23 protein-coding genes are annotated in these 21,548 nt (G+C 41.4%); 8 read left to right on the forward strand and 15 right to left on the reverse strand.

Annotation, left to right across the window (positions count from 1 at the left end; genetic code table 11):
* Positions 1-25: 25 nt before the first annotated feature.
* The 5 genes from LCD32_RS02510 to rfbF are packed head-to-tail and all read right to left on the reverse strand — an operon-like array spanning position 26 to position 4,807.
* Complete coding sequence (locus LCD32_RS02510) at positions 26-955, reverse strand: putative nucleotide-diphospho-sugar transferase (RefSeq protein ID WP_060780859.1); 930 nt, start codon at positions 953-955, stop codon at positions 26-28.
* The gene (locus LCD32_RS02515) at positions 956-2,146 is read right to left on the reverse strand and encodes a glycosyltransferase family 2 protein (RefSeq protein ID WP_060780858.1); all 1,191 of its coding nucleotides are present in this window, start codon (positions 2,144-2,146) and stop codon (positions 956-958) included. It abuts the gene before it with no gap.
* On the reverse strand, positions 2,143-3,054 hold the full coding sequence (locus tag LCD32_RS02520) for a putative nucleotide-diphospho-sugar transferase (RefSeq protein ID WP_060780857.1): 912 nt from the start codon (positions 3,052-3,054) through the stop codon (positions 2,143-2,145). The genes LCD32_RS02515 and LCD32_RS02520 overlap by 4 nt, the downstream gene beginning before the upstream one ends.
* 12 nt (positions 3,055-3,066) lie before the next feature.
* A complete protein-coding gene (locus LCD32_RS02525; RefSeq protein ID WP_039956184.1) occupies positions 3,067-4,038 on the reverse strand; it encodes a GDP-mannose 4,6-dehydratase in 972 nt (323 codons plus the stop codon).
* A 4-nt stretch (positions 4,039-4,042) separates the two neighbouring features.
* Positions 4,043-4,807, reverse strand: a complete 765-nt coding sequence (rfbF, locus tag LCD32_RS02530; RefSeq protein ID WP_060780856.1) for a glucose-1-phosphate cytidylyltransferase — start codon at positions 4,805-4,807, stop codon at positions 4,043-4,045.
* Between the two features lie 354 nt (positions 4,808-5,161).
* Here rfbF and LCD32_RS02535 point away from each other — a divergent pair, with 354 nt between their 5' ends.
* Together LCD32_RS02535 and LCD32_RS02540 are read left to right on the forward strand one after the other, a co-directional pair.
* The gene (locus LCD32_RS02535) at positions 5,162-5,311 is read left to right on the forward strand and encodes a DUF1540 domain-containing protein (protein WP_008344201.1); all 150 of its coding nucleotides are present in this window, start codon (positions 5,162-5,164) and stop codon (positions 5,309-5,311) included.
* A gap of 200 nt (positions 5,312-5,511) precedes the next feature.
* Complete coding sequence (locus LCD32_RS02540; protein WP_017360425.1) at positions 5,512-6,591, forward strand: DUF3900 domain-containing protein; 1,080 nt, start codon at positions 5,512-5,514, stop codon at positions 6,589-6,591.
* Positions 6,592-6,654: 63 nt separating this feature from the next.
* On the opposite strand, the gene LCD32_RS02545 is transcribed toward LCD32_RS02540, so the two are convergent.
* On the reverse strand, positions 6,655-7,854 hold the full coding sequence (locus LCD32_RS02545) for an MFS transporter (RefSeq protein WP_060780855.1): 1,200 nt from the start codon (positions 7,852-7,854) through the stop codon (positions 6,655-6,657).
* Positions 7,855-7,957: 103 nt separating this feature from the next.
* Here LCD32_RS02545 and LCD32_RS02550 point away from each other — a divergent pair, with 103 nt between their 5' ends.
* Positions 7,958-8,866 carry a LysR family transcriptional regulator gene (locus tag LCD32_RS02550; protein WP_060780854.1) on the forward strand — a complete coding sequence of 303 codons (909 nt, stop codon included), beginning with the start codon at positions 7,958-7,960 and terminating at the stop codon, positions 8,864-8,866.
* A gap of 32 nt (positions 8,867-8,898) precedes the next feature.
* On the opposite strand, the gene LCD32_RS02555 is transcribed toward LCD32_RS02550, so the two are convergent.
* Entirely contained in the window at positions 8,899-9,378 is a 480-nt protein-coding gene (locus tag LCD32_RS02555) for an aminoacyl-tRNA deacylase (protein ID WP_224562678.1), read from the reverse strand.
* Between the two features lie 145 nt (positions 9,379-9,523).
* Between LCD32_RS02555 and LCD32_RS02560 the strand changes: the two genes are divergently transcribed.
* Positions 9,524-10,726, forward strand: a complete 1,203-nt coding sequence (locus LCD32_RS02560) for an MFS transporter (protein ID WP_224562680.1) — start codon at positions 9,524-9,526, stop codon at positions 10,724-10,726.
* Positions 10,727-10,739: 13 nt separating this feature from the next.
* On the opposite strand, the gene LCD32_RS02565 is transcribed toward LCD32_RS02560, so the two are convergent.
* A complete protein-coding gene (locus LCD32_RS02565; protein ID WP_017366780.1) occupies positions 10,740-11,471 on the reverse strand; it encodes a MurR/RpiR family transcriptional regulator in 732 nt (243 codons plus the stop codon).
* 204 nt (positions 11,472-11,675) lie between these two features.
* Between LCD32_RS02565 and LCD32_RS02570 the strand changes: the two genes are divergently transcribed.
* Positions 11,676-13,004: a 6-phospho-beta-glucosidase gene (locus LCD32_RS02570; protein WP_017360431.1), complete on the forward strand. Its 1,329-nt coding sequence runs from the start codon at positions 11,676-11,678 to the stop codon at positions 13,002-13,004.
* A gap of 34 nt (positions 13,005-13,038) precedes the next feature.
* Here LCD32_RS02570 and LCD32_RS02575 read toward each other — a convergent pair whose 3' ends face one another.
* The gene (locus LCD32_RS02575; protein ID WP_060781623.1) at positions 13,039-13,686 is read right to left on the reverse strand and encodes a DUF3885 domain-containing protein; all 648 of its coding nucleotides are present in this window, start codon (positions 13,684-13,686) and stop codon (positions 13,039-13,041) included.
* Positions 13,687-13,799: 113 nt separating this feature from the next.
* Here LCD32_RS02575 and LCD32_RS02580 point away from each other — a divergent pair, with 113 nt between their 5' ends.
* Complete coding sequence (locus tag LCD32_RS02580) at positions 13,800-14,000, forward strand: hypothetical protein (RefSeq protein WP_045034441.1); 201 nt, start codon at positions 13,800-13,802, stop codon at positions 13,998-14,000.
* A 10-nt stretch (positions 14,001-14,010) separates the two neighbouring features.
* Here LCD32_RS02580 and LCD32_RS02585 read toward each other — a convergent pair whose 3' ends face one another.
* Together LCD32_RS02585 and LCD32_RS02590 are read right to left on the reverse strand one after the other, a co-directional pair.
* Positions 14,011-14,925 (reverse strand): NAD(P)/FAD-dependent oxidoreductase, encoded by a 915-nt coding sequence (locus LCD32_RS02585; protein WP_060780851.1) that lies wholly within the window; start codon positions 14,923-14,925, stop codon positions 14,011-14,013.
* 64 nt (positions 14,926-14,989) lie between these two features.
* A complete protein-coding gene (locus tag LCD32_RS02590; RefSeq protein WP_017366776.1) occupies positions 14,990-15,427 on the reverse strand; it encodes an Rrf2 family transcriptional regulator in 438 nt (145 codons plus the stop codon).
* A 181-nt stretch (positions 15,428-15,608) separates the two neighbouring features.
* Here LCD32_RS02590 and LCD32_RS02595 point away from each other — a divergent pair, with 181 nt between their 5' ends.
* Positions 15,609-15,980 carry a hypothetical protein gene (locus LCD32_RS02595; RefSeq protein ID WP_007496834.1) on the forward strand — a complete coding sequence of 124 codons (372 nt, stop codon included), beginning with the start codon at positions 15,609-15,611 and terminating at the stop codon, positions 15,978-15,980.
* A gap of 82 nt (positions 15,981-16,062) precedes the next feature.
* Here LCD32_RS02595 and LCD32_RS02600 read toward each other — a convergent pair whose 3' ends face one another.
* The 4 genes from LCD32_RS02600 to LCD32_RS02615 all read right to left on the reverse strand — a co-directional run bounded on the left by LCD32_RS02600 (position 16,063) and on the right by LCD32_RS02615 (position 20,394).
* Positions 16,063-16,614, reverse strand: a complete 552-nt coding sequence (locus LCD32_RS02600; RefSeq protein WP_017360436.1) for a hypothetical protein — start codon at positions 16,612-16,614, stop codon at positions 16,063-16,065.
* A 200-nt stretch (positions 16,615-16,814) separates the two neighbouring features.
* On the reverse strand, positions 16,815-17,789 hold the full coding sequence (locus LCD32_RS02605; protein ID WP_060780850.1) for a tRNA dihydrouridine synthase: 975 nt from the start codon (positions 17,787-17,789) through the stop codon (positions 16,815-16,817).
* A gap of 252 nt (positions 17,790-18,041) precedes the next feature.
* Positions 18,042-19,424 carry a 23S rRNA (uracil(1939)-C(5))-methyltransferase RlmD gene (gene rlmD, locus LCD32_RS02610; protein ID WP_113747758.1) on the reverse strand — a complete coding sequence of 461 codons (1,383 nt, stop codon included), beginning with the start codon at positions 19,422-19,424 and terminating at the stop codon, positions 18,042-18,044.
* 61 nt (positions 19,425-19,485) lie between these two features.
* Positions 19,486-20,394 (reverse strand): diacylglycerol kinase, encoded by a 909-nt coding sequence (locus tag LCD32_RS02615; RefSeq protein ID WP_007496845.1) that lies wholly within the window; start codon positions 20,392-20,394, stop codon positions 19,486-19,488.
* Between the two features lie 181 nt (positions 20,395-20,575).
* On the opposite strand from LCD32_RS02615, the gene LCD32_RS02620 reads away from it, so the two are divergent.
* Positions 20,576-21,529, forward strand: a complete 954-nt coding sequence (locus LCD32_RS02620) for a nucleoside hydrolase (protein ID WP_060780849.1) — start codon at positions 20,576-20,578, stop codon at positions 21,527-21,529.
* The last annotated feature ends 19 nt before the right edge of the window (positions 21,530-21,548 follow it).

The raw sequence follows: 21,548 nt of genomic DNA on the forward strand, positions 1-21,548 counted from the left end.
ACCGCTCAATAAATGAGCGGTTTTTTCATATCTCATAAAAATGCGTGTCAGGAACATGCTTCTTTGCAATAAACCCCTGCTGAAAGTCTGGAAAGACCTTTTGCACCTGTTTAATTTTCAGATGAATCAAATCCGCATACGGAATATACAAATGATCCACAAGAGTGTGTTCTGTCATATAGTAATACCAATTCAGATTAAAGTTCTTTTCATCAATGATCGTAAAGGCAGAAAAATGATAGAACAGCAGTGGACATTCGTCGAGATACATATCTCCTTTCACAACGGAGAGCTTATAGTTTTCAATATTCCAAATCGCTGCATTGGCACCTTTAGATGCCACCACATGGACACCCTCAAAATCATCGACCCATCTTTCAACATACCGCTGATCACCATATGTCTTTTTTTCCGTATCCATTTCTACTGTACAGTGCGCAATGCAGTTCTCTTTCCACTGCGTCACAGCCCGTTTGGCCACATCTGTGTTTCGACAGCCTACAAACCCAGTATTAAAACGGCCGGATAATTCATAAAAGTGATAGAATCGCTTGGAATTCATATGATCTGTCAAAAATACATGAGCGAGTGGATTTTCTGCAAATATCGCCTCTGGATCATGATAAAAATACAAATCCGTATCCAAATGAGCGAGATAATCTGCATCAGAGGACTCAAGAATTTTGAGTAGAAACGCAGGCTTAAGCGTCCAACAATACTCGTGGAACGTACGATCCGCCTTTGCTTTTCGCAGCGAATCATCTTCCACATCTTCAAGCTGTTCATATTGGACATGTGGATGAGGAAATTGACTTAACACCTTGTAAGCCAAAGGATCAGCACATAAGACAGAAAGTTTGTATGATTGAGCCGTCTGTTCAAGTGAATGAATCAGCGCCAGCAGCTTAAATACATGGGTATTCGACACAATGGTTGTGAAATGATAGGATGCCATCTACAACACATCCACTTGGAACAAGTCAACATGCAGCAGCTCTTTTGTGAGCCCTTGAATGGCTTCTGCCAGCACCGTGCATCCATGTTCCTGCTTGGCAAGTTTGGCCGTCTCTGACAGCTTTTTCAAAGGGAAATGCTTTGCCGTCAGCACGTCCTTTTGATCACGTTTAATGCCCACATTCCGCTCTGTGATCATATGAAGCAGCTCCAAAAAATAAGCGAGCAGATCATCATATGCTGCATTCTTACGCAGCTGGCGAATGTCTTTCACGATATCATTTGTCACGGTATGAGAAAATGGTCCAGAGAAAGCCAAATGAACATCAATCGAATCAATATTGTTGTACTTCTCGCACATATACAAAATGTTATATTTGATGTCATCGAATGACGTTAAATTACTTGGATGTTCCTGATGCACACTTAAAATATCCTCACGCAGCTCAAATGAGAGGCCAAGCTGATGCAGACGAATGCCTAAATCATAATCCTCAAACCCGTATCGAACGATTTTTTCATCAAACATCCCTAGTTCCATGACATGCTTTCGCTTGACGGAAGAGTTATTTGTGATAAAAAATCGCCACGGCAATTGATAAGAACTTAAATCATAGTCGTACGTGTTTAAAATGTCTTTCAGAATATCAATAAATTCGGACTGCAAGTCGAAGCTTCTCTCTAGAAATGCTCCGTTTTTTATTTCCTCCATCGACACAAGAGACGTTTTGTCTTTCATTTTCCGCTGATACAGCCCTTGTTTTTTTAATCGCTTCACATGATCTTGATCAAAACCGGTGTAAAAATAACGGTAGATTCGCTTCCAGCATACACCGCAAATGACACGGTCCTCATGATCAGCATGTGCCTCTGCGTGCTTTTGAATAAATTGGGGCTCTGCCAACATATCGCTGTCATGGAATATTAAGAGGTCTCCCTCTGCCTCACGAATGGCATGATTGCGCCCCTTGGCAATTCCTTGATTGACAGGAATACGCACCTTTTTGAATGGAAAGTTCACCTCAATGTTTTCGAGCATTTCCATCGTGCCGTCCGTTGACCCATTATCAGCAACAATGACCTCAAATGGAATATCGGTTTCCTGAAGCGTTAAGGAAAAGAGGCTCCCTTCTAAACGCTCTTTCGCATTATAACTCGGAATAATGACGCTGACCTTCGGCTTTTCATTCATGCGCCATCCTCCTCCAGTTTGGCATAGCCGTTAAACATCGGATTGACTTGTTCTACCGATTCAATCACATGACGCAGCACTTCCCGATAGGCTTCTTGGAAAAATGGCAAGTCATCTCTTCCTTTTTCATGGATTTGCTGCATATCATCTTTGCTTAAGATCCGAAAACCACTGAAATGATAGCAAATGAGTGGGCTTCCATCCTCAAGCAAAATACGTCCATTCTCTTCCTGATAAGAATGCTGGCCATAATTCCAGTGACCAATATTCACACCCTTTGTTTGAATATCTTCTACTTTTTCAAACAGCATCGGCATATGATCCAAATACCCTTGATCGCCAAATTTCCCCTCTCCAGGCGCATTTTTGCATTCCTTTAGACATTCTTCTTTCCACCAGCTCAGGCACTTCCGGCCGGCTTCATCTCCTTTAAAATGCAGGAATCCTGAATTATAGCGCCCTAAAAGTTTCTGAAGCATCTTCACTTCCTCTGGATCAAAGCTTGGAATGACAATATCCCCTCTTGATAGAAGCACAGACGCATCAGGCTGATTTTGAAAAATCACTTGTGGACGCTCATAAAAGAACAAATCCGCATCAAGATACGTCACTTCCTCCGCCTGGTCCTGCTTAAATAGCCACTCAATCCAAATCGGTTTTAATGTCCAGCAATATTCCGAATCATTTCGTTCCTTTTTGATCTCTAACAGCTCTGGCGTTTCAAGCTCACGTACATGAACAAGATCGACATGCGGGAAATTCATTTGATGAAGCAAATCAAATGCAGCATCATCCATACATAACGTCTTGATGACAGCATCATCTTCTACTTGCTTCAACGATAAGAAAAACGCAATGGCTTGATAAAGTCTTCCACTTGATAGAACCGTACAATATATGCTGTTCATCTGTATACACCTCTATTTTTGAAAGAATTCGCGATACCATTCAATTGTCTTTTCTAACCCTTCATCAATGGAGTAATCAGGCTTCCAATCAAGCAGCTTTCTCGCCTTTTCTGCTGATAAATATTGATGCTTAATCTCATGCGTTCCTTGATTCAAAATACGAGGTTTTAGTTCACTGCTCATTGCCTTTAAGATTTTATCAACGAGCTCAAGCACGGTCAGCTGAATTTCATTACTAAAATTAAAGGCTTCTCCTGCAAGCCCTTTTTCCTCCATTTTTTCAGCTAGCAGTAAATAAGCCTTGACCGCATCTTCAATATAGAAATAATCACGAATAAAGGTTCCGTCACTTCTAATTTCTGGCGCCTTTCCCTCTAACACAAGCTGGATGGTTTGCGGAATGATTCGGTTAAAATTCAAATCCCCGCCTCCATATAAATTACCGCAGCGCGTAATACAAACCGGAAGACCATATGTGTTGTAGTACGTGTGGGAAATTAAATCTGCACAGCTTTTTGACACATCATATGGATGCTTGCCGTTAAGCGGCATGTCTTCATCATAAGGAAGCTGCTCTTGATCCCCGTATGCTTTATCACTCGATGCCACAATCACTCGTTTGATAAGCGGCTGTCTTCTGCATGCCTCCAGCACATTCCATGTTCCTAAAATATTGGCTTCAAATGTAGAGACCGGGTGACGATTTGCGACCCCAACAATCGCTTGGGCAGCCAAATGAAAGACTGTATCAATCTCATATTCTCCTAACGCACGTTCTATCGTTTGCATGTCCTCAAGTGCGCCTTGGACGACATTCATCTTTTCAAATTGACTGCCTTGATATAAGTTCGATCTTGGCACCTGATCACGTACAAGCCCTGTTACGTTTGCTCCTTGATCTATCAATTCCTTGACGAGGTAACTCCCTAACAATCCCGTACACCCAGTCACAAATACGTTTTTCCCATTCCAAAATCCGCTCATGCTGTCACCAAACCTTCCATGGTTGTTTTCCTTCATTCCACATGCCGTTGATTTCTTTCAAGTTTTTATACGTATCAATTGCTGTCCAAAATCCGTGGTGCTCATAGACTGCAAGCTCTCCATCATTCGCCAGCTTTTGAAGAGGCTCTGCTTCAAAGACGCATTGATCATCATCTGTTAAATAATCAAAAACCTTTGGAGACAACACAAAAAATCCTCCGTTGATCATCCCGATACTGTCTGTCTTCTCAGAGAAGGATTGTGCCATCCCGTTATACACCTTCAGCGTGCCGTACTGTGATGTCTTTTCAATTCCTGTGACAGTGGCAGCTGCTCCAAGCTCTTGATGGCGCTTGAGCAAATGAAACATATTGATATTGGCAAGTCCGTCACCGTACGTCATCATAAATGTCTCATCACCAATATAATCCTGTACCTGCTTTAACCGCCCGCCTGTCATCGTATTCTCACCCGTATCTAAAAAAGTGATTTTCCAGTTCTCCGAATTCCCTAAAAGCTTCATTTCTCCTGTCGACATATCCAGCTGCATGCTGTGATGCCTCCAGTCGTAGTTGAGAAAATACTCTTTGATTTTCTCTCCTTTATATCCAAGCAATAAGATAAACTCGTCTACACCGTAATACTGATAGATTTTCATAATATGCCATAGAATAGGCCGATCTCCGATCATAGCAAGTGGTTTAGGAAGCGCTTGTGTGACCTCACTCATTCTCGTTCCCTTTCCTCCGCAGAGAATGACTGCTTTCATCTTCTCCCCTCATCTCTCTATGAAAATTTTTGATTGAAAACCCTATCTTCATGCGGAAAATCAGTACATGTACCCTTATACTTTGTCCGACATCAGGTTTTGAATCTACTCTATTCATATGTTGGAATAAGAGAGGGTGCCACCTAGCATTTAACTATTTTTACAAACAAAAAAGAGCGAGATTTGCATTCTCGCTCTTTCAAAGTTTAAATTGTATATTTTCAGGGCAGATGGTATGATAAACATGTGCATATACAGCACAAACAGCCTCTTTCGATAAAGAGACTACTAGATTGAATGAACTCAAGTGGCAGCTTGCTTCATTCTTAATATGAATCACGGAGGTGAATTCCCATGGCACAAAATGTACTTTGTGAAGTGAACTCTTGCCGTTTTTGGGCTGACAACAGCTGTACAGCCTCTACCATTAAAATTGGTAAAAGCACAATGACTGACGTGACTCGCAATGCTGAAACGGATTGCGAAACATTTGAAACAAAATAATACATGATTTTCTGAGATGAAGGAACTGGCAGGTTCCTTCTTTTCTTTTATCATTCTATCAAGAATGATAATTATTATCAAGCGTTTTTCACGAAACATTTCTCGGGAAATAATGACACGATATTTCTCCATTCGTTGACGATTTTCACTCCTTTTTCTATACTCAACATATCCAAAGAAGAAAAAGTGGTGACCAATCAGTGGATTTTACGATACGATTTCTATCATTCTATGTCGTTGAAATAGAAGGCAAAGAGGAACAAGCAAATAAACGGTTTAAACATTACCAAACATTAGACCAAGAAGAATTTGAACAAAGTGAGCTGAAGGACTTTCTAGACGGTGAGCTTAAAAAAATCGTCAAACGAAAAGTGGACAGACACCCTAAGTCTGAGCAAGTACCGACTAAAATTGGCCGATTTATTGTAGAACCCGGGCATGAACTCGATTCAAATCCAAACTACAATTTATTTCATCAGACGAGATTTGCAGATACAAAAGAAGTATTTAACGAATGCAGTGAACAATTTGTTCGCACCTATTTAGATACAAGTGCTGTCAGAGGCGGCGTGTTTTTGGTTGCATCTGCGGTTCCTAAAAAGTATTTCGATGACTCTTTTGTCTTTATCATGAAATGCGATTTTGAACAGAAAGTCGCTTCTATTGCTGATACATCTACCTTGATCAAAAAAGTAGAAATGGCGATTACAACAAAAAACATGAAATCGATTCAATACCCGTTTATGCCAGAAGAAGGCATGACAGAGGAAGCCGAAGTGAAAATTCATCAATCCTCACACGCTCGTTATTTTGAAGACTTTCTGAAATTCGTCGAATACGGAGAATCGATGCCTGAAATCATGAAATCACAGGTCATGAATATGGTGCAGGAACATGTATTTGAAACATTTCAGGATGAAAGTGAAGAATTAAAACAATTTGAAGAGGACCTTGAAATATGGGAAGCAAGTGAAAAACGGGAGATTCGGGAAACACTCGATACAGAACAGGTCACGCTAGCAGCTTCTCATATTGTGGAACAAACCCCTGATATCACGATGAAGATGCGTCTAGGCGAAACAGAAATTAAAGGACTTTTAGCCGACTTCGGCCACTCGATTCATATCGCAAAGGTCAACAATCGATATGTCGTGCTCGTTGAAGCAGATCAAATTGTATTTGAAAAAGGAAGCACACCTGTTGAATTCCATAAACCCAATGGATTGAAAGAGGTCGTCAGCCAACTCACGCAAAAAGCCTATGATTCAGACTTAGAATAAGAGAATATGACTGCCTCCTGCGATTAGCTGCATGAGGCAGTTTTTTATATAACGCTTTATTTTTTACACTGCACTAGAAGAAACATGCTGCCCGCTTCTTATCCACATGCTGACGAGCATTAAACTTATGATAAGCATCAGCCAAAAGACGCTGTTTGTTCCGAAAAACTGGATCAACGTATACCCACACAAAGGTCCTAAAGCAGCCCCCATATCTTGAACAAAAGAATAGCTGGCGAGAAAGCGGTTCTTATCTGTTTGAGCAGAAGCTTTTTGAAAGGCAAGTGTATCGGTGAACGTTGTGACAATTGTTGCCATTAGTTGAATCAAAAGCAGCATCAATAGGAACCAGCCGCTTACCTTCAGCATGATTACCAGAAAACTGAGCCCTCCAAATGAAAGAAACATCCAGCATAACATTCGTTCCTTCATCACAAGACGATCAAACCATTTGCCCGTTCTCGGTGCGAGAAATGGTTCCCATCCCCACCTGAGTGCTTGAATAACACCGCTTAAAGCCGAAGCTCCGATGACAAAGCCAAACAGAGTCAATTCATCTTGGTCAATCTTTGCTTCAATGACATGACTCAGCGTGGATGCGAATAAACCTTGGATGATCAGTGCGATCAGCATGCCTGTTATCAGTACTTTTACCACATCTCGTGTAAACCACTTCTGTTTGATGCCATGATACACCTGCGTGCCTTCTCTCTTTTCAATTTCATCCAACGATACATAAAAAATGCAGCCCATTAATGTGAGTAAGCCAAAGACAAGCGTCATGGACTGAAAACCGATCAAGCTGGCAAGGATTCCCCCAAATAACATGCCAAATAAACTGCCAAGCCGGTAAAGCCCATTATAAAGACCCGTCAAATGTCCTTGTGAGCCTTCGTCCATTTCAGCCAAGACCCTCATCCCACTCATACGGAGTAACGTCCAAGCGAGACCCCATGCACAGCGGCAAATCAATAGCAGCCAAAATCCACTCATACCATATAATATCGTGGTCACTGACGCGATCATAATTGCGATCAGTACACCGGTCTTCATTGGGATATATCGATAAAGCCACCATACGACAGGTGCTAGCGGGATACGAATGAATCGGTTGATAGACAGCAGTAACCCCACCTCCCAAATGGATGATAAACCAATCTCTTTCCAATAGACCGGGAGAACAATATAGAGCATTGAATCCCCAATAAGAGCAAATGCTGTGATGAGCGCAATTGACACAACTTGCTTTTGACGACGATCCATTTTTTCTTCCCCCTTCGCTACCTTTACGATAAGGGATACCTTATAATAAATCTAATGAATGTTTTTGATTGAATCATCAAAATAATTGATAGGCGGTGCAAAGATGAATTTACATGCCCTCCGTATTTTTGCAAAGGTAGCCGAAACAAAAAGTGTCACACAAACGGCAGACGTGCTGTCTTTGACGCAGCCGGCTGTGACGGCACAATTACGAAGCATTGAACGAGAGATCGGCTTTCGTCTTTTCAAACGAAACGGCCGGGGAATTACCCTGACGGAGATGGGAAAGATCCTGTATCCATATGCCCGGCAAGTATTCGAGGCGGAAAAAGAAGTAGAATATCAGATCACCCTTCTGCAAAACGGAAAAAAAGGAAGACTCAGAATTGCTTCTACCTATGTACCACTTAACTTTTTGCTGCCTGATTGGCTTGCCTCTTTTAAAACATCATCGCCACAGACAGACATTGAATTAAAAAGCGGAAACTCCGCTCAAGTGATCGAAAGCCTGCTTCAATATCAATCAGATGTGGCGATCGCCGTAATAGAGGACCTGCACCACGAAGATCTTCACACCTCTCACTTAACTGATTTAAGTTATGACTTTATCGTGCCTGTGGATCACCCGTTAAATGGACTAACCGTCCCCCTAGAACGCCTAAGCCATGAACCCTTTTTAATGCGAGAAGAAGGCAGTTCGACGAGAGACAAGCTTTTTTCCCTTTTTACCGCTAAAGGAATTAAAAAACCGACCGTTGATTTACAATTCAGTGGTGTCCACGAAGCCATTCAAATGATCAAAGCTGGCTATGGCATCACCCTTGTTCCTCGTGACGCTGTTCAGCGCAGCTTAGAACGTGGAGAGATTGGGCGCGTGTATATCGAAGGAATTGACATTATCAGACCTGTTGTGGTCTGCAAACGGGCGAATGACCTTGAGGAAAATAGGACGGTGAATGCTTTTCTGCAAATGAAAGACATCGGACCCTTTATAGCACCTGACTCCAATTAAAAAAGTGCCTGCTTCAGCAACAGGCACTTTTTCTATTCGGATGGCTGAACAAGATCAAATGGGACCGCTTTTGAAGCTTTCACTAATTGTTCTGGTGTGATGAGGATTTCATTTCCCCATTCTCCTGCTCCAATCCCTAATATCTCTTCCTCCAATAACGAAGCTTCAATGATCGTGCGGAATCCTTCTGGCTGCCAGCAAAACGGCGGAATCGAACCAATTCGATAGCCCGTCACTTCAAGAACCTTCTCCGGTGAAGCCATTTTAATATTACGGGATCCGGCCGCTTTCTTTAGTTTCCCTGACTTAATATGCTGGTCAGCGCCAACCATCACAAGCAGCTGCTCCCCTTCTCCTGTTTCAAAGATCAATGTTTTGATCATTTGTCTTTCACGAAAACCAAGGGCTGCCGCTACATTTGCTGCTCCTTTTTCTGTTTCGGCAGAAAATGTTTTGATCTCATATGGGATGCCATGTTTGTCCAAAAAGTCATGTGCTGGTAATTTTCTCAAGTGATTGAACCCCTTTCCTTACAGTGTCCTTCATTTAGCTTATCACAATCTTCTCATCCTTAAGATGTATTTTTCAATGGGAAGCCTCCGAACCCTTCATCACCATGCTATACTAAACATGTTTTTGAAAAGGAGCCGGTTTGATATGGGAAACAAGTTTTGGTGTTATACAAGCAGTAAAAGCCTTCTCATGTTGAGTGATATTTTATTTTTGATGACGATCACGTTAGTTATTTATCAAGATACACAATCTGTCGCCTATGCGGCTGTATTTCCGCTCATAAGAACGCTATGTCAGCTATTGGCTGGACTCCTCTCTCCTGTTTTGACAGATCTCTTTCAAGCCAAGCGTCTATTGAAATGGGTCCCTCTTTTACGTATTGGGATGCTCGTCGTGTTCACGACCCAATTTGATTTCTTTCAGCAGCACCTCGTCTGGCTGTTTAGCGCGTTCGTTTTAATTTCCATCACAGGCGGATTCATCAGCCCTTTATTACAGGCCATCATGCCGATGCTTGTACCAACAAATCAGCTTGTGAAAGCGAACAGTACAGCTTCCGTTTTTTATCAATCTGTTCAAATCGCCGGCTATTCGTTTACTGGAATGCTCGTTCTGTTGATTGGTCCATTTTATTTAATGTGGGCCTCTTGTTTCATGATTGTGTTGTCCTATCTATTGATCATCCCTGTTTTTTCTCTACTCAAGCAAGAAAACACGGTTCAAAAAGCAAATAAGATGAACAGGTTCAAAGATGGCTGGAAGATCATTTGGACAAACAAAACTGTTCGCACCCTGACCTTCATGGATGTTTGTGAAAATATTGCAGGTGCTTTGTGGGTCGGGCCGGTTACGCTTGCCTTTGTCACACTTGTTTTAAAGGAAGGTGCGGAATGGTGGGGATATATCAATGCCGCTTATTATATAGGTGCCATTCTAGGCGGACTCTTGGCTGCATGGCTAAACCAGTCTATTCAAAAACACCTTCTCCTCTTTATGGCTGCAGGCTCTTTTATCTATGCAATATTGACCATTTTATTTTCGCTAAACAGCCTGCCATGGCTTGCATTACTGCTTTGTATTTTGATGGGGCCTGCCTATCAAATTCGGGATGTTTCGCAGCAAACCATTCTTCAAACAGAAACGCCAGTCCATGATTTATCAAAGGTGTATTCGGCTCAATACGTTCTCTCTTCTATGTCTGTCAGTTTATCTATTTTCTTTGTTGGATTAGTTGCTGATACATTCGGAGCGAGATTTGTGTATTTATTAGGCGGACTGTTTGTTCTCATCTGTTCCGGGATTGCCATCACCACTTTCATGATGCAGAAAAAAAGAGCCGCTGTTTAAGGCAGCGGCTCTTTTACTTTTCTTTTAACATCGCAAACATGTCACGCGCCATTGCTTCTAGGATATACACAACGGGTGTCTGTGTGGTGATGTTGGCTCTATGGACTCGTTCGTCTGTGACGTAATAAGCAATATTCAAGTCAGAAATACGAGAAATTGTACAGTGCTGATTGTTTGTAATACTAATGATCGTGCTGCCTTCTCTTTTAAGTTTCGAAATATGATCAATCGTAATACTGTTCTCTCCTGATACCGACAGCACAATGGTGACACTATTGTCTAAATACTGCATATTCATCGGGAAAAACGGATCATTGATGTAGAATGAAAATTTCTCAAGACTTGAAAAGTACCTTGCCCCATACTGCGCCAAAATACCAGAACTGCCTGTCCCGATAAATAGCACATTTTTTGCATCCGCAATGAGCTTCGCTGCCTCTTTAATCTTCTCTTCAAAATCTCCTTTAAGTGTCCGTTCGATAAATTCATACAGGAAATGCTGCGTGCTTTTCAAAGAAGGTGTTTGTTCTGCTTCTAAATACATTTTGAGCTTCACCTTAAATTCTGAAAAGCCTTCACAATTCACTTTTCGACAAAAGCGAAGGACAGATGAGGTCGATATATGTGCGGCATCTGCCAAATCACGAATTCTCATATAGACGACTTTTTCACTGTTTTCCATAATGTATCGGTATAAAGCGCTTTCTAGTTCATTAAAGCTGGAAATGACCTCACTTGAAAACATCTGACTTCCCCTTTCTCCAACAACATGACACAACACGTTTCTTTTATGTAACAAATCTCTAAATAGGGCACCCTTGCCTAAAGACGCTGAAACCGTTTACGCACAAGGTACTCTCACGATAAGCTATAGATGTACAAACAAATGATAAAAGATTGATTCACTCTATTATAACATTGTGCGTTACATTATTCGGAGGTGCAGAACATGGCAAAAGGATTAAAGGTTGTCACAATCGGCGGAGGATCAAGCTATACACCAGAACTTGTCGAAGGATTCATTAAACGGTACGATGAATTTCCAATTAGCGAACTTTGGCTCGTCGATATCGAAGCAGGTAAAGAAAAGCTTGAGATCGTCGGAAATCTTGCAAAACGCATGGTGAAAAAAGCGGGACTTCCAATCGAGGTTCATTTAACTTTAGATCGCCGGAAAGCACTGGTAGACGCTGATTTCGTCACAACACAATTCCGCGTCGGATTACTGGAAGCACGTATGAAGGATGAACGCATTCCTTTAAAATATGATGTCATTGGTCAAGAAACAAACGGTCCAGGCGGTCTATTCAAGGGTCTGCGCACCATCCCTGTCATTCTTGAGATTGTGAAAGATATTGAAGAATTATGCCCGGATGCTTGGCTTGTGAATTTCACAAATCCAGCTGGTATGGTCACAGAAGCCGTACTTCGCTATTCAAATCACCGCAAAGTTGTTGGACTATGTAACGTACCAATCGGCATTCGCATGGGCATCGCCAAAGGACTTGATGTCGACGCAAGCAGAGTCGAAGTCAGCTTTGCTGGATTAAACCATATGGTCTTTGGACTGAACGTGTTCTTAGACGGCAAAAGCATCATGGATCAAGTGATCGAAGACATGGCAGATCCAAACTCCACCATGTCCATGAACAACATTCAAGCGATTCCGTGGGATGCAGATTTCTTAAAAGGGCTTGGTGTGATTCCTTGTCCGTACCACCGCTACTATTACAAAACAAGTGATATGTTGGCTGAAGAAAAGAAAGCAGCAGAAAATGAAGGAACTCGTGCAGAAGTCGTTCGTGCACTAGAAAATGACCTGTTCGAGCTTTACAAAGATCCTGATCTTGATATTAAGCCGCCACAGCTTGAAAAACGAGGCGGTGCTTATTACAGTGATGCAGCATGTAACTTGATCGCATCCATTTATAACGACAAGCATGACATTCAGCCTGTAAACACAATCAACAATGGCGCCATCAGTGACATTCCAAATGATTCTGCCGTTGAACTGAACTGTGTCATCACAAAAGACGGCCCAAAACCAATTGCTGTTGGTGAAATGCCGGTCGCTGTCAAAGGACTTATTTCTCAAATTAAATCCTTTGAACGTGTAGCCGCTGAAGCAGCCGTGACAGGCGACTACAACACAGCACTTGTCGCCATGACCATCAATCCGCTCGTCCCATCAGATGCCATTGCAAAAAGCATCCTAGATGAAATGCTAGAAGCACACAAAGACTACTTACCACAGTTTTTCAATAAAGTCGAAGCATAAAAAGAAGCCGCACTTGTCAAAAGTGCGGTTTTTCTTATTTCCCGGCAAACAACTGATCCATCTGAGCACGGTCATAGTCTAAAAGCCAGTGCTGTAAACCTTCATAAACTGGACACAGATGTTCTGGATCTGCCGCAATGAGATCACAGCCTCGATCATCATATAAGTGGAAAATCATCTGTTTTGAGAGATTGATGAGATAAATGTCATAACCAAGCTTTCCTTTCAAGATTTGATTCGGCTTGTAGAAATCCTCTTGGCATATGGCTTGTAATAGCGGGCGCAATCGAATATCTTGCAACTGACACTTGAGTGTAAATCTCTCTCTTTTCATTGTTTCTTCTTGTTTTGGTTGTATATAGGTCAAATGCTCGTGACGCAATCGGTGACGCACTTGTCGGTCGGCATATTTTTGATAAACAAGGAGCTTTTGCTTCGTTAGTTCATGTTCATGTTGCGTATAGACATCTGTGACAAATAGAATATCGTCTTCTGAATCAAAAGCATATCTGACGATTTTCAAAGCCCGATTGCCTGCTTTTTCTAATACAACCGATTCTTTTCCTAATGACCAATCTGCCACTTCAAAGCGAAGACCAAAAGGCCACCTATAAAAAAGAGGCGGTGTGAGGACAAGATCAGGAAAATGACTTTTTAAAAAACGATTGGTTTGATCGCTCATCTCATGTCCTTCCATTGGTTTTATTTCTTATTTTACCGTTGAAACTGTTGGAAATTCAATTGGAAATAAACTGTCATTTCTTATATGATAGAAAGAGATGGAGGTGTGACCAATTGAAAAAATGGTTTTTACAGGTGTTCCTCACCGCATTGATCACGATGTGGATACAGACTGGACTTGATCAGGCGAACATCATTCAAATCAACAATGTATGGGTCGATGTCAGTAGCTGGATCCTGATCTTCTTTGTCATCTACGCACTTTTTGAATGGACTGCTCACGTCTTAGCAAAACGGAAAATCGCTCATCGCTGAACATCTCTTTTTACAGAGATGTTTTTTGTTGAAACTCTTCCTGCACAAGTTCATGAATCACGCCCATTCCTGCCTGACTTCCAGCTGCTGCTGCAAGAACAAGCTGAGCAGGCCCGCCTAAATTATCACCACATGCAAAAATACCGCTGACGGTTGTACGCCCAAGAATATCTGTTTCAATGCCCCCATTTTTCGTCATTTGACAGCCTAGTTTTTCAGCAAAAGGGGTTGACTGCTTAAAATCACTTGCGACAAATCCGCCTTCTCGTTTCACTGTTTCCCCATTCGCAAGGTGAATTGAGTGCAGCTGACCATTGTCATGATGGATCGCTACAATTGGCACATCAATAACTTGAATAGAATGTGCTGATAACAGTGCTTTCTCCTCTTCAACTAACACTTGCTGTCCATTTGTAAACACAATCAAATCCTTTGTCCAATTCGAAAGAAGTTTCGCCATATGCGAAGCGCGCTGGTTCTCTGCAATCAGGGCAAGTGGCTTATCCTTCAGCTCCCAGCCATCGCAGAAAGGACAGCTAAACAACGTCTTTCCATACACTTCATGAATCCCGTTGATCTTTGGTAATATGTCCTGAAGTCCTGTGGCCAAAATGATTTTTTTCGCTTCGAATCTTTCTCCTTCTTGTGTCAGTAACGCGAAGTTATCCTCATGATTTTGTATCTCCACAATTCTGCTTCGTTTGATTTGGATATTGGGGTAGTTTTGAAGATCCGCTTCTCCCGCTTGTCTGATCTTAAACGGTGTCATTCCATCGTTTGTAATAAATCCATGTGATTCATGAGTCACTCGATTTCTTGGCATCTCGTCATCGAATATCATGACCTGTTTTCTGCCCCGCCCCACAACAAGAGCTGCATTTAATCCGGCTGGCCCGCCTCCAATAATGGCACAATCTAATAACATGTCAATCTCTCCTTTTTATCCAAGACTTTAAAGACTCTTAATATCTATAATTCACTCAAAAAAATCACATCTTGAAAAATGGATTTTTTTCTGTCTGCTCTATTTGGCTTGCAATATCAACTAACCGCTTTTGACTTAACGTCTCCTGCATTTTCATTTCAACATCCTGCATGACTTGTTCAATCAAACAGCCATCGTGAGGCATGAAAGAATCATGTTCTAAAGAACAACGAAATAAATGGGTTTGTCCTTCTACCGCCTGAATGACGTCTAAAAACGAAATGTCCTCCTTCTTTTTCAGAATGGTGTAACCACCTTTTGCGCCAGGTGTTGATTCAATCAACCCCGCCTTCACAAGCTTTGTTAAAATTTTAGATAAATAAGTAGGTGAAAGATCTTGCATCTTGGCGAGAGGCTCAACGCCTATTGCTTTCCCCTTTGGTGCAAGGGTTAAAAAAACCATCGTATGCAGGGCATAGTTGGTCGCTTTAGAATATTTCATCAAAACATTCCTTTCTATCTATTGTAGACCTTTTATATCTGTAATTGATCATAAAAGATTCAAGAAGAAAAAGCAAGTATTGTGGATCTGCTTCTTTTTTCATTCCACATTTCGCATTTCCTTCCGATAATAGAAGTAAGCACGAATAAAAGCTTGATGAAGACTAGAAGGAGTGAAAAAAATGTCAGATCAACAGCACAATGCAGCACACGAAGAAGAAGAGGAATTTAACGTATACGACATGCTTCCACCCGCAGGAACAATCATTGGCGAAGCAACAGAAGAAGAAATGGAGGCTGCGGCAGCATTAGAAGTGAGACATTACGCCTTTATGCGTCTGCAAGACTCGTACATTCAATTTGATGGATCTTCTTATAAAGAATTGCTTAAAGACTTTCAAGAACTAGAATTTGATTCTGCAAAGTTTTGGAGAGCCATCGCACGACGCCTGCAAGTCCCATACGAATGGCCAATCCGAATCGACCATGCAAACGGTCCTATTTATATTGGTGAAACAGAAGATAGCCGTGATGTTGAGGAGAGTGCGGAGTAAGTTATAAACTATAGTAAACACCTTATGTTAAATATGACTAATGTCTAATAAACTTAAGGTGTTTATATATGAAATTTTCAACTTAGATACGCCTGTTTTCATTACTGATTTTATTATATTCAATAATACAATCTTTAAGTAAGTCACTTAAATAATATCTTCTATCCATGTTTTTTTCTCTATTCCTCACATAAAGAATGTAAAATACGCCAAGTATCACAAATGCAATTAAAATCATATAGAGTGAAAGTTGAAAGACCGGTGAAGGGTCTAGACTCTTTAACCATTCAAATAGCTCATCTTTACTTATTTTTTCTTCCCCTAAATGATTTTTAAGAAGGGTATTAAACATAGTAAAAGTCACAGTAATCATTCCAATTATAACTGTAGTTAATACTGGCAAAAGTACTGTTATAAAGTTGAAAACAATATTATGGAGAGGCTGTATATCTTTGGCCCTTTTAATTTGAGATTCTGAACGTCTTAACATTCTTTTTAATTCAGACTTATCATGATCTAGTATTATTGATTCTCTCAGTTCTTTTTGGTCTTTAAAATTCAACTCATAAATTTCTCCATACCTAGCACTAAGATAATTTGAAACGTATTTAGATTCTCCGTAATCTCTAGTCATTTTTTTCACCTCCAACCTTTATATCGACAATCTAAAAAAAAATCAAAATTAATAAAATCTCATTTTGAATTCATTTGTGTCCCAAAATGGTTTCAAATAAAATACCTCCAATTGTTATTTCTATCTCATTTTACCATTTAAGAGAACTAGTTTAATAGTCCTATTCATAAAAAAGAGAAGGGTTCCCCTCCTCTTGTTGATTATGATTGTTCCTGATTTCTCGCCTCAAATTCATCTAGCATTGCACGCACTTCATCTGTTGATGATGTGTTCATTAATTGGTTTCTTAGGAAGCTCGCTCCTCTGAATCCTTTTACATAAATCTTAAAGAAACGATGCAGTGCCTTGAATGGACGCAAGCCTAATGAGGAATATTGATCATGAAGATCAAGATGCAACCTTAAAAGACCTAGCAGCTCATCACTCGTATGCTCCTTCGGCTCTTTTTCAAAAGCAAATGGGTTATGGAAAATCCCACGCCCAATCATCACACCGTCCACTCCATACTGTTCAGCAAGCTTTAAGCCAGTTTGACGGTCAGGAATATCACCATTGATCGTCAAAAGCGTATCAGGTGCTACTTCATCACGCAATTTTTTAATCTCAGGAATGAGCTCCCAATGCGCATCTACCTGGCTCATTTCCTTTCTAGTACGAAGATGAATCGATAAATTCACAATGTCTTGCTCCAAAATATGTCTGAGCCAACCACGCCATTCATCGACCTCTGTAAACCCTAGTCTTGTTTTCACACTAACAGGTAATCCCCCTGCTTTTGCCGCTTGAATCAGCTCTGCCGCAACGTCTGGGCGAAGAATCAATCCACTACCCTTCCCGTTTTGCGTGACATTTGGGACAGGACAGCCCATATTAATATCGAGCCCCTGAAATCCTAACTCCGCCATTCCAATACTCATTTGTCTGAAGTTCTCAGGCTTATCTCCCCAAATATGAGCAACAATCGGCTGCTCATCCTCTGTAAACGTTAAACGGCCTTTCACACTTTGAATGCCATCAGGGTGGCAGTAGCTCTCACTGTTCGTAAACTCTGTAAAAAACACATCCGGTCTCGCCGCCTCACTCACAACATGACGAAACACAACATCTGTCACTTCTTCCATCGGTGCTAATATAAAAAATGGCCGTGGTAAATCATGCCAGAAATTTTTACTCATCTTTCATCCAATTCCTCTCATGACATAGCGCCTAAAGGGCATGTCCTTCTGTAAATTCTTTCAGCAATTTTTATCATTATATACTTTAATATGAACTAGGCAAAATTGCAAAAAAGGACATTTCAAAACCAAATAGGGGGTAAAAATTAATTTTCGACCTATAATTACCGTTTTGTATTCAAGTGAAGGGCAGCCAAAATAAAAATATCCCGATATCGGTGTTATATCACGAAATCGGGATGCTTCAATACATTATGACTGTTGAATCACAAGACTAGCAACGCACTCCACATGACTCGTATGCGGAAACATATCCACAGGCTGCACTTCCTCTGTCACATACCCACCATCTTCAAGAATACGCAAATCACGGGCAAGCGTCCCGGGATTACAAGACACATACACAACTCGTTTTGGTTTCATCTTTAAAATCGTATCAAGCAGTGCTTCATCACAGCCTTTTCTTGGCGGATCAACAACTAACGTATCTGCTTTGATGCCTTCTTTGTACCAGTTTGGGATAACCGTTTCTGCTTCGCCGACTGCGAATTCAACGTTGTTGATTCCGTTTAAGGCAGCGTTGCGTTTTGCATCTTCAATTGCTTCTGGGACAATTTCCACGCCATATACTCTGCCTGCTTTTTGTGCGAGAAATAAGGAAATTGTACCGATTCCGCAATACGCATCGATCACGGTTTCTTCTCCTTGCAGCTCGGCATATTCAAGTGCTTTGTCGTAAAGCACCTTTGTTTGGGCTGGGTTCACTTGATAAAATGAGCGGGCTGAAATAGCAAATTTGATGTCGCCAATCGTGTCATAAATGTATTCTTCTCCCCATAAAACGGTCGTTTCGTCTCCGAAAATGACATTTGTCTTCTTAGAATTCACGTTTTGCACAATTGACCGAACGTGTGGGAAGCGTGCTATAATCTGCTCAATCACCTGTTGCTTTTGCGGAAAATCAGCCGTTCTTGTGACAAACACAACCATCATTTCACCTGTTGCCATGCCGTAGCGAACCATGACATGACGGAGCCAGCCTTTATGCCGCTCTTCGTTATATGCTTTGATGCCAAACGCATTGCAGATGTCTTTTACTGCTTGTACCACTTCGTCATTTTCTGATTGCTGGATCAAGCATTTTTCCATATCAATGATTTCATGGGTACGTTGCTGATAAAATCCTGCAACAAGTCCGCCTTCCCGTTCGCCAACTGGTACTTGTGCTTTGTTTCGGTAATTCCAAGGGTCTTCCATGCCGAGTACAGGATGAACTTTTACACGGCTCATATCAAGCTTGCCGATCCGCTCCAATACGTCCTTTACTTGTTTCTGTTTAAAAAGCAGCTGGCCTTCATAGCTCATGTGCTGAATTTGACAGCCTCCGCACTGCTTATAGATAGGACATGGCGCATCTTGCCTGTGCTGACTTTCCTTTGTCAGCTCCATGAGTCGTCCAAAAGCAAATCCTTTTTTGACACGTGTGACTTTGACTTTCCCTTGCTCGTCAGGAAGGGCATTCGGTACAAACACAGGGAAACCCTCAATTTTCGCTACACCTGCACCTTCGTGCGTTAAATCTTCGAAGGTTACATTGTAGTATTCATTCTTTTCAACAGGCGGTTTCATTTTCACCAATTTTATCACCTCATTTGCAAAGAAAAACTTGGTCGCCATAAGGAACCAAGTTTAGTCTTCACCCTATTTTTTCAGCTGTTGCTTTTGGCACAATAAATTCAATATGACGATACAGGTTTTCAAATTCACCTGGCAGCATGCCGCCGTATTCACCATCTAAATTCAATTGCATTTTATCTTTTACATCTACCTTCACGCGATTCGCTTTTGCGTAGATGACATTGTTATCATGAATATGCTCGCCTCTGAGTGCAAGGCTGACCACTCGAATGGCTTCTGCTAGATTGACCTTCTTTAGAATGATCAGGTCAAACATCCCATCATCTAGAATGGAATCTGGTGCCAGCTTTTCAAAGCCGCCTACTGAGTTTGTTAGTGAAACAAGAAACAGCATGATTTCTCCATGAAACAATTTGCCGTCATATTCAATTTCGACTTCTGTCGGGCGAATGGAAGGAAGCATCTCCATGCCTTTCAAATAATACGCAAGTTGTCCTAGCATGGTTTTCAGCTTACTAGGCACTTCATAGGTCAGCTCTGTTAATCGGCCGCCTCCCGCAATATTAATGAAATACTGTCCATTCACTTTACCAATATCAAGCGGCTTTGCTACACCATCAATGATGGCATCTGTCGCTTTTAAAATATCTTCTCTTGGAATGCCAAGTGCTCTTGCGAAGTCATTGGTCGTTCCAACTGGAATGATTCCTAATTTTGGTCTTTTTTCAAGCGGCGCTAATCCGTTGACGACTTCATTAATCGTGCCGTCTCCACCAGCTGCTACAATTAAATCAAAGTCTCTCTGTGCGGCTTTTTCGGCTGCTTGTGTTGCATCTCCTGCACATGTCGTCGCATGACAAGATGTTTCATAGCCAGCCTGTTCAAATTTTTGCAAAACCTGCGGTAAATTCTTCTTAAAGAGTTCACGTCCAGATGTCGGATTGTATATAATTCGAGCACGTTTCATTCATCATCATCCTATTATCATTATGCAATCTATTTTCACCACTAACAACCTTTAATTATACTATGAGATTTGAAAATGGCAACAGAACAACCCCCTAATATTTGAAATCTCATGGCACGTTTCCCTGAGCAGATCAACATTCTGATAAGATAAAAGAAAACGATGAAAAGGATGGTATGCCATGAAAAAGCCTGTCTATTTCAACCATGACGGCGGTGTTGATGATCTTGTGTCCTTATTTCTACTTCTTCAAATGGAACACCTGAAAGTGATCGGAATGTCTGTGATTCCTGCTGATTGTTATTTAGAGCCTGCGCTGAGCGCTTCTCAGAAAATTATTGATCGTTTTAGCCCATATGAGATTGAAGTCGCCGCTTCCAATTCTAGAGGTGTGAATCCTTTTCCAAAGGAATGGCGCATGCATGCTTTTTATGTAGATGCCCTGCCGATTTTAAATGAAAAAGGCGCTGTTGATACAAAAGTATCTAAGCTTCCTGCACATCTTCACCTGATTGAAACGGTGAAAAAGTCAACAGAACCTGTTACGCTGCTCTTTACAGGACCGCTCACAGACCTTGCACGCGCCTTAGAAGAAGATCCTTCCATCTCAAATAAAATTGAGAAACTGGTGTGGATGGGCGGCACATTCCTTGAAAAAGGCAATGTCGAAGAACCCGAGCATGATGGAACAGCAGAATGGAATGCTTTTTGGGACCCTTATGCTGTGAGCACCGTATTTCAAGAGCGTTTTCCAATTGAAATGGTCGCACTGGAAAGCACGAATCAAGTCCCGCTCACACTCGATGTCCGTCAACGCTGGGCTTCCCTTCGCTCTCACATCGGGATTGACTTTATTGGACAATGTTATGCCTTTTGTCCGCCTCTCATTCATCACGAAACGAACTCGACTTACTACTTATGGGATGTGCTGACAACGATCACTCTTGCATCCACCTCATTTACCCGTTCAAAAGAAATGAATGCAATTGTTTATACCGAAACACCAAGACAAGGACGTACCGAAGAACATCCAGATGGAAAGACGATTCATGTCATTGACCACGTCGATCGGGATGCCTTTTTCGAGGCCTTTGAAGAGCTTATGAGAAAAGCGGTTTGTCAGATTTCATCATAAAAAAGCCCCGCTTATTAGC

The organism is Bacillus sp. RSS_NA_20, from assembly GCF_020165915.1.
Taxonomy (GTDB): Bacteria; Bacillota; Bacilli; order Bacillales; family Bacillaceae; genus Bacillus; species Bacillus altitudinis.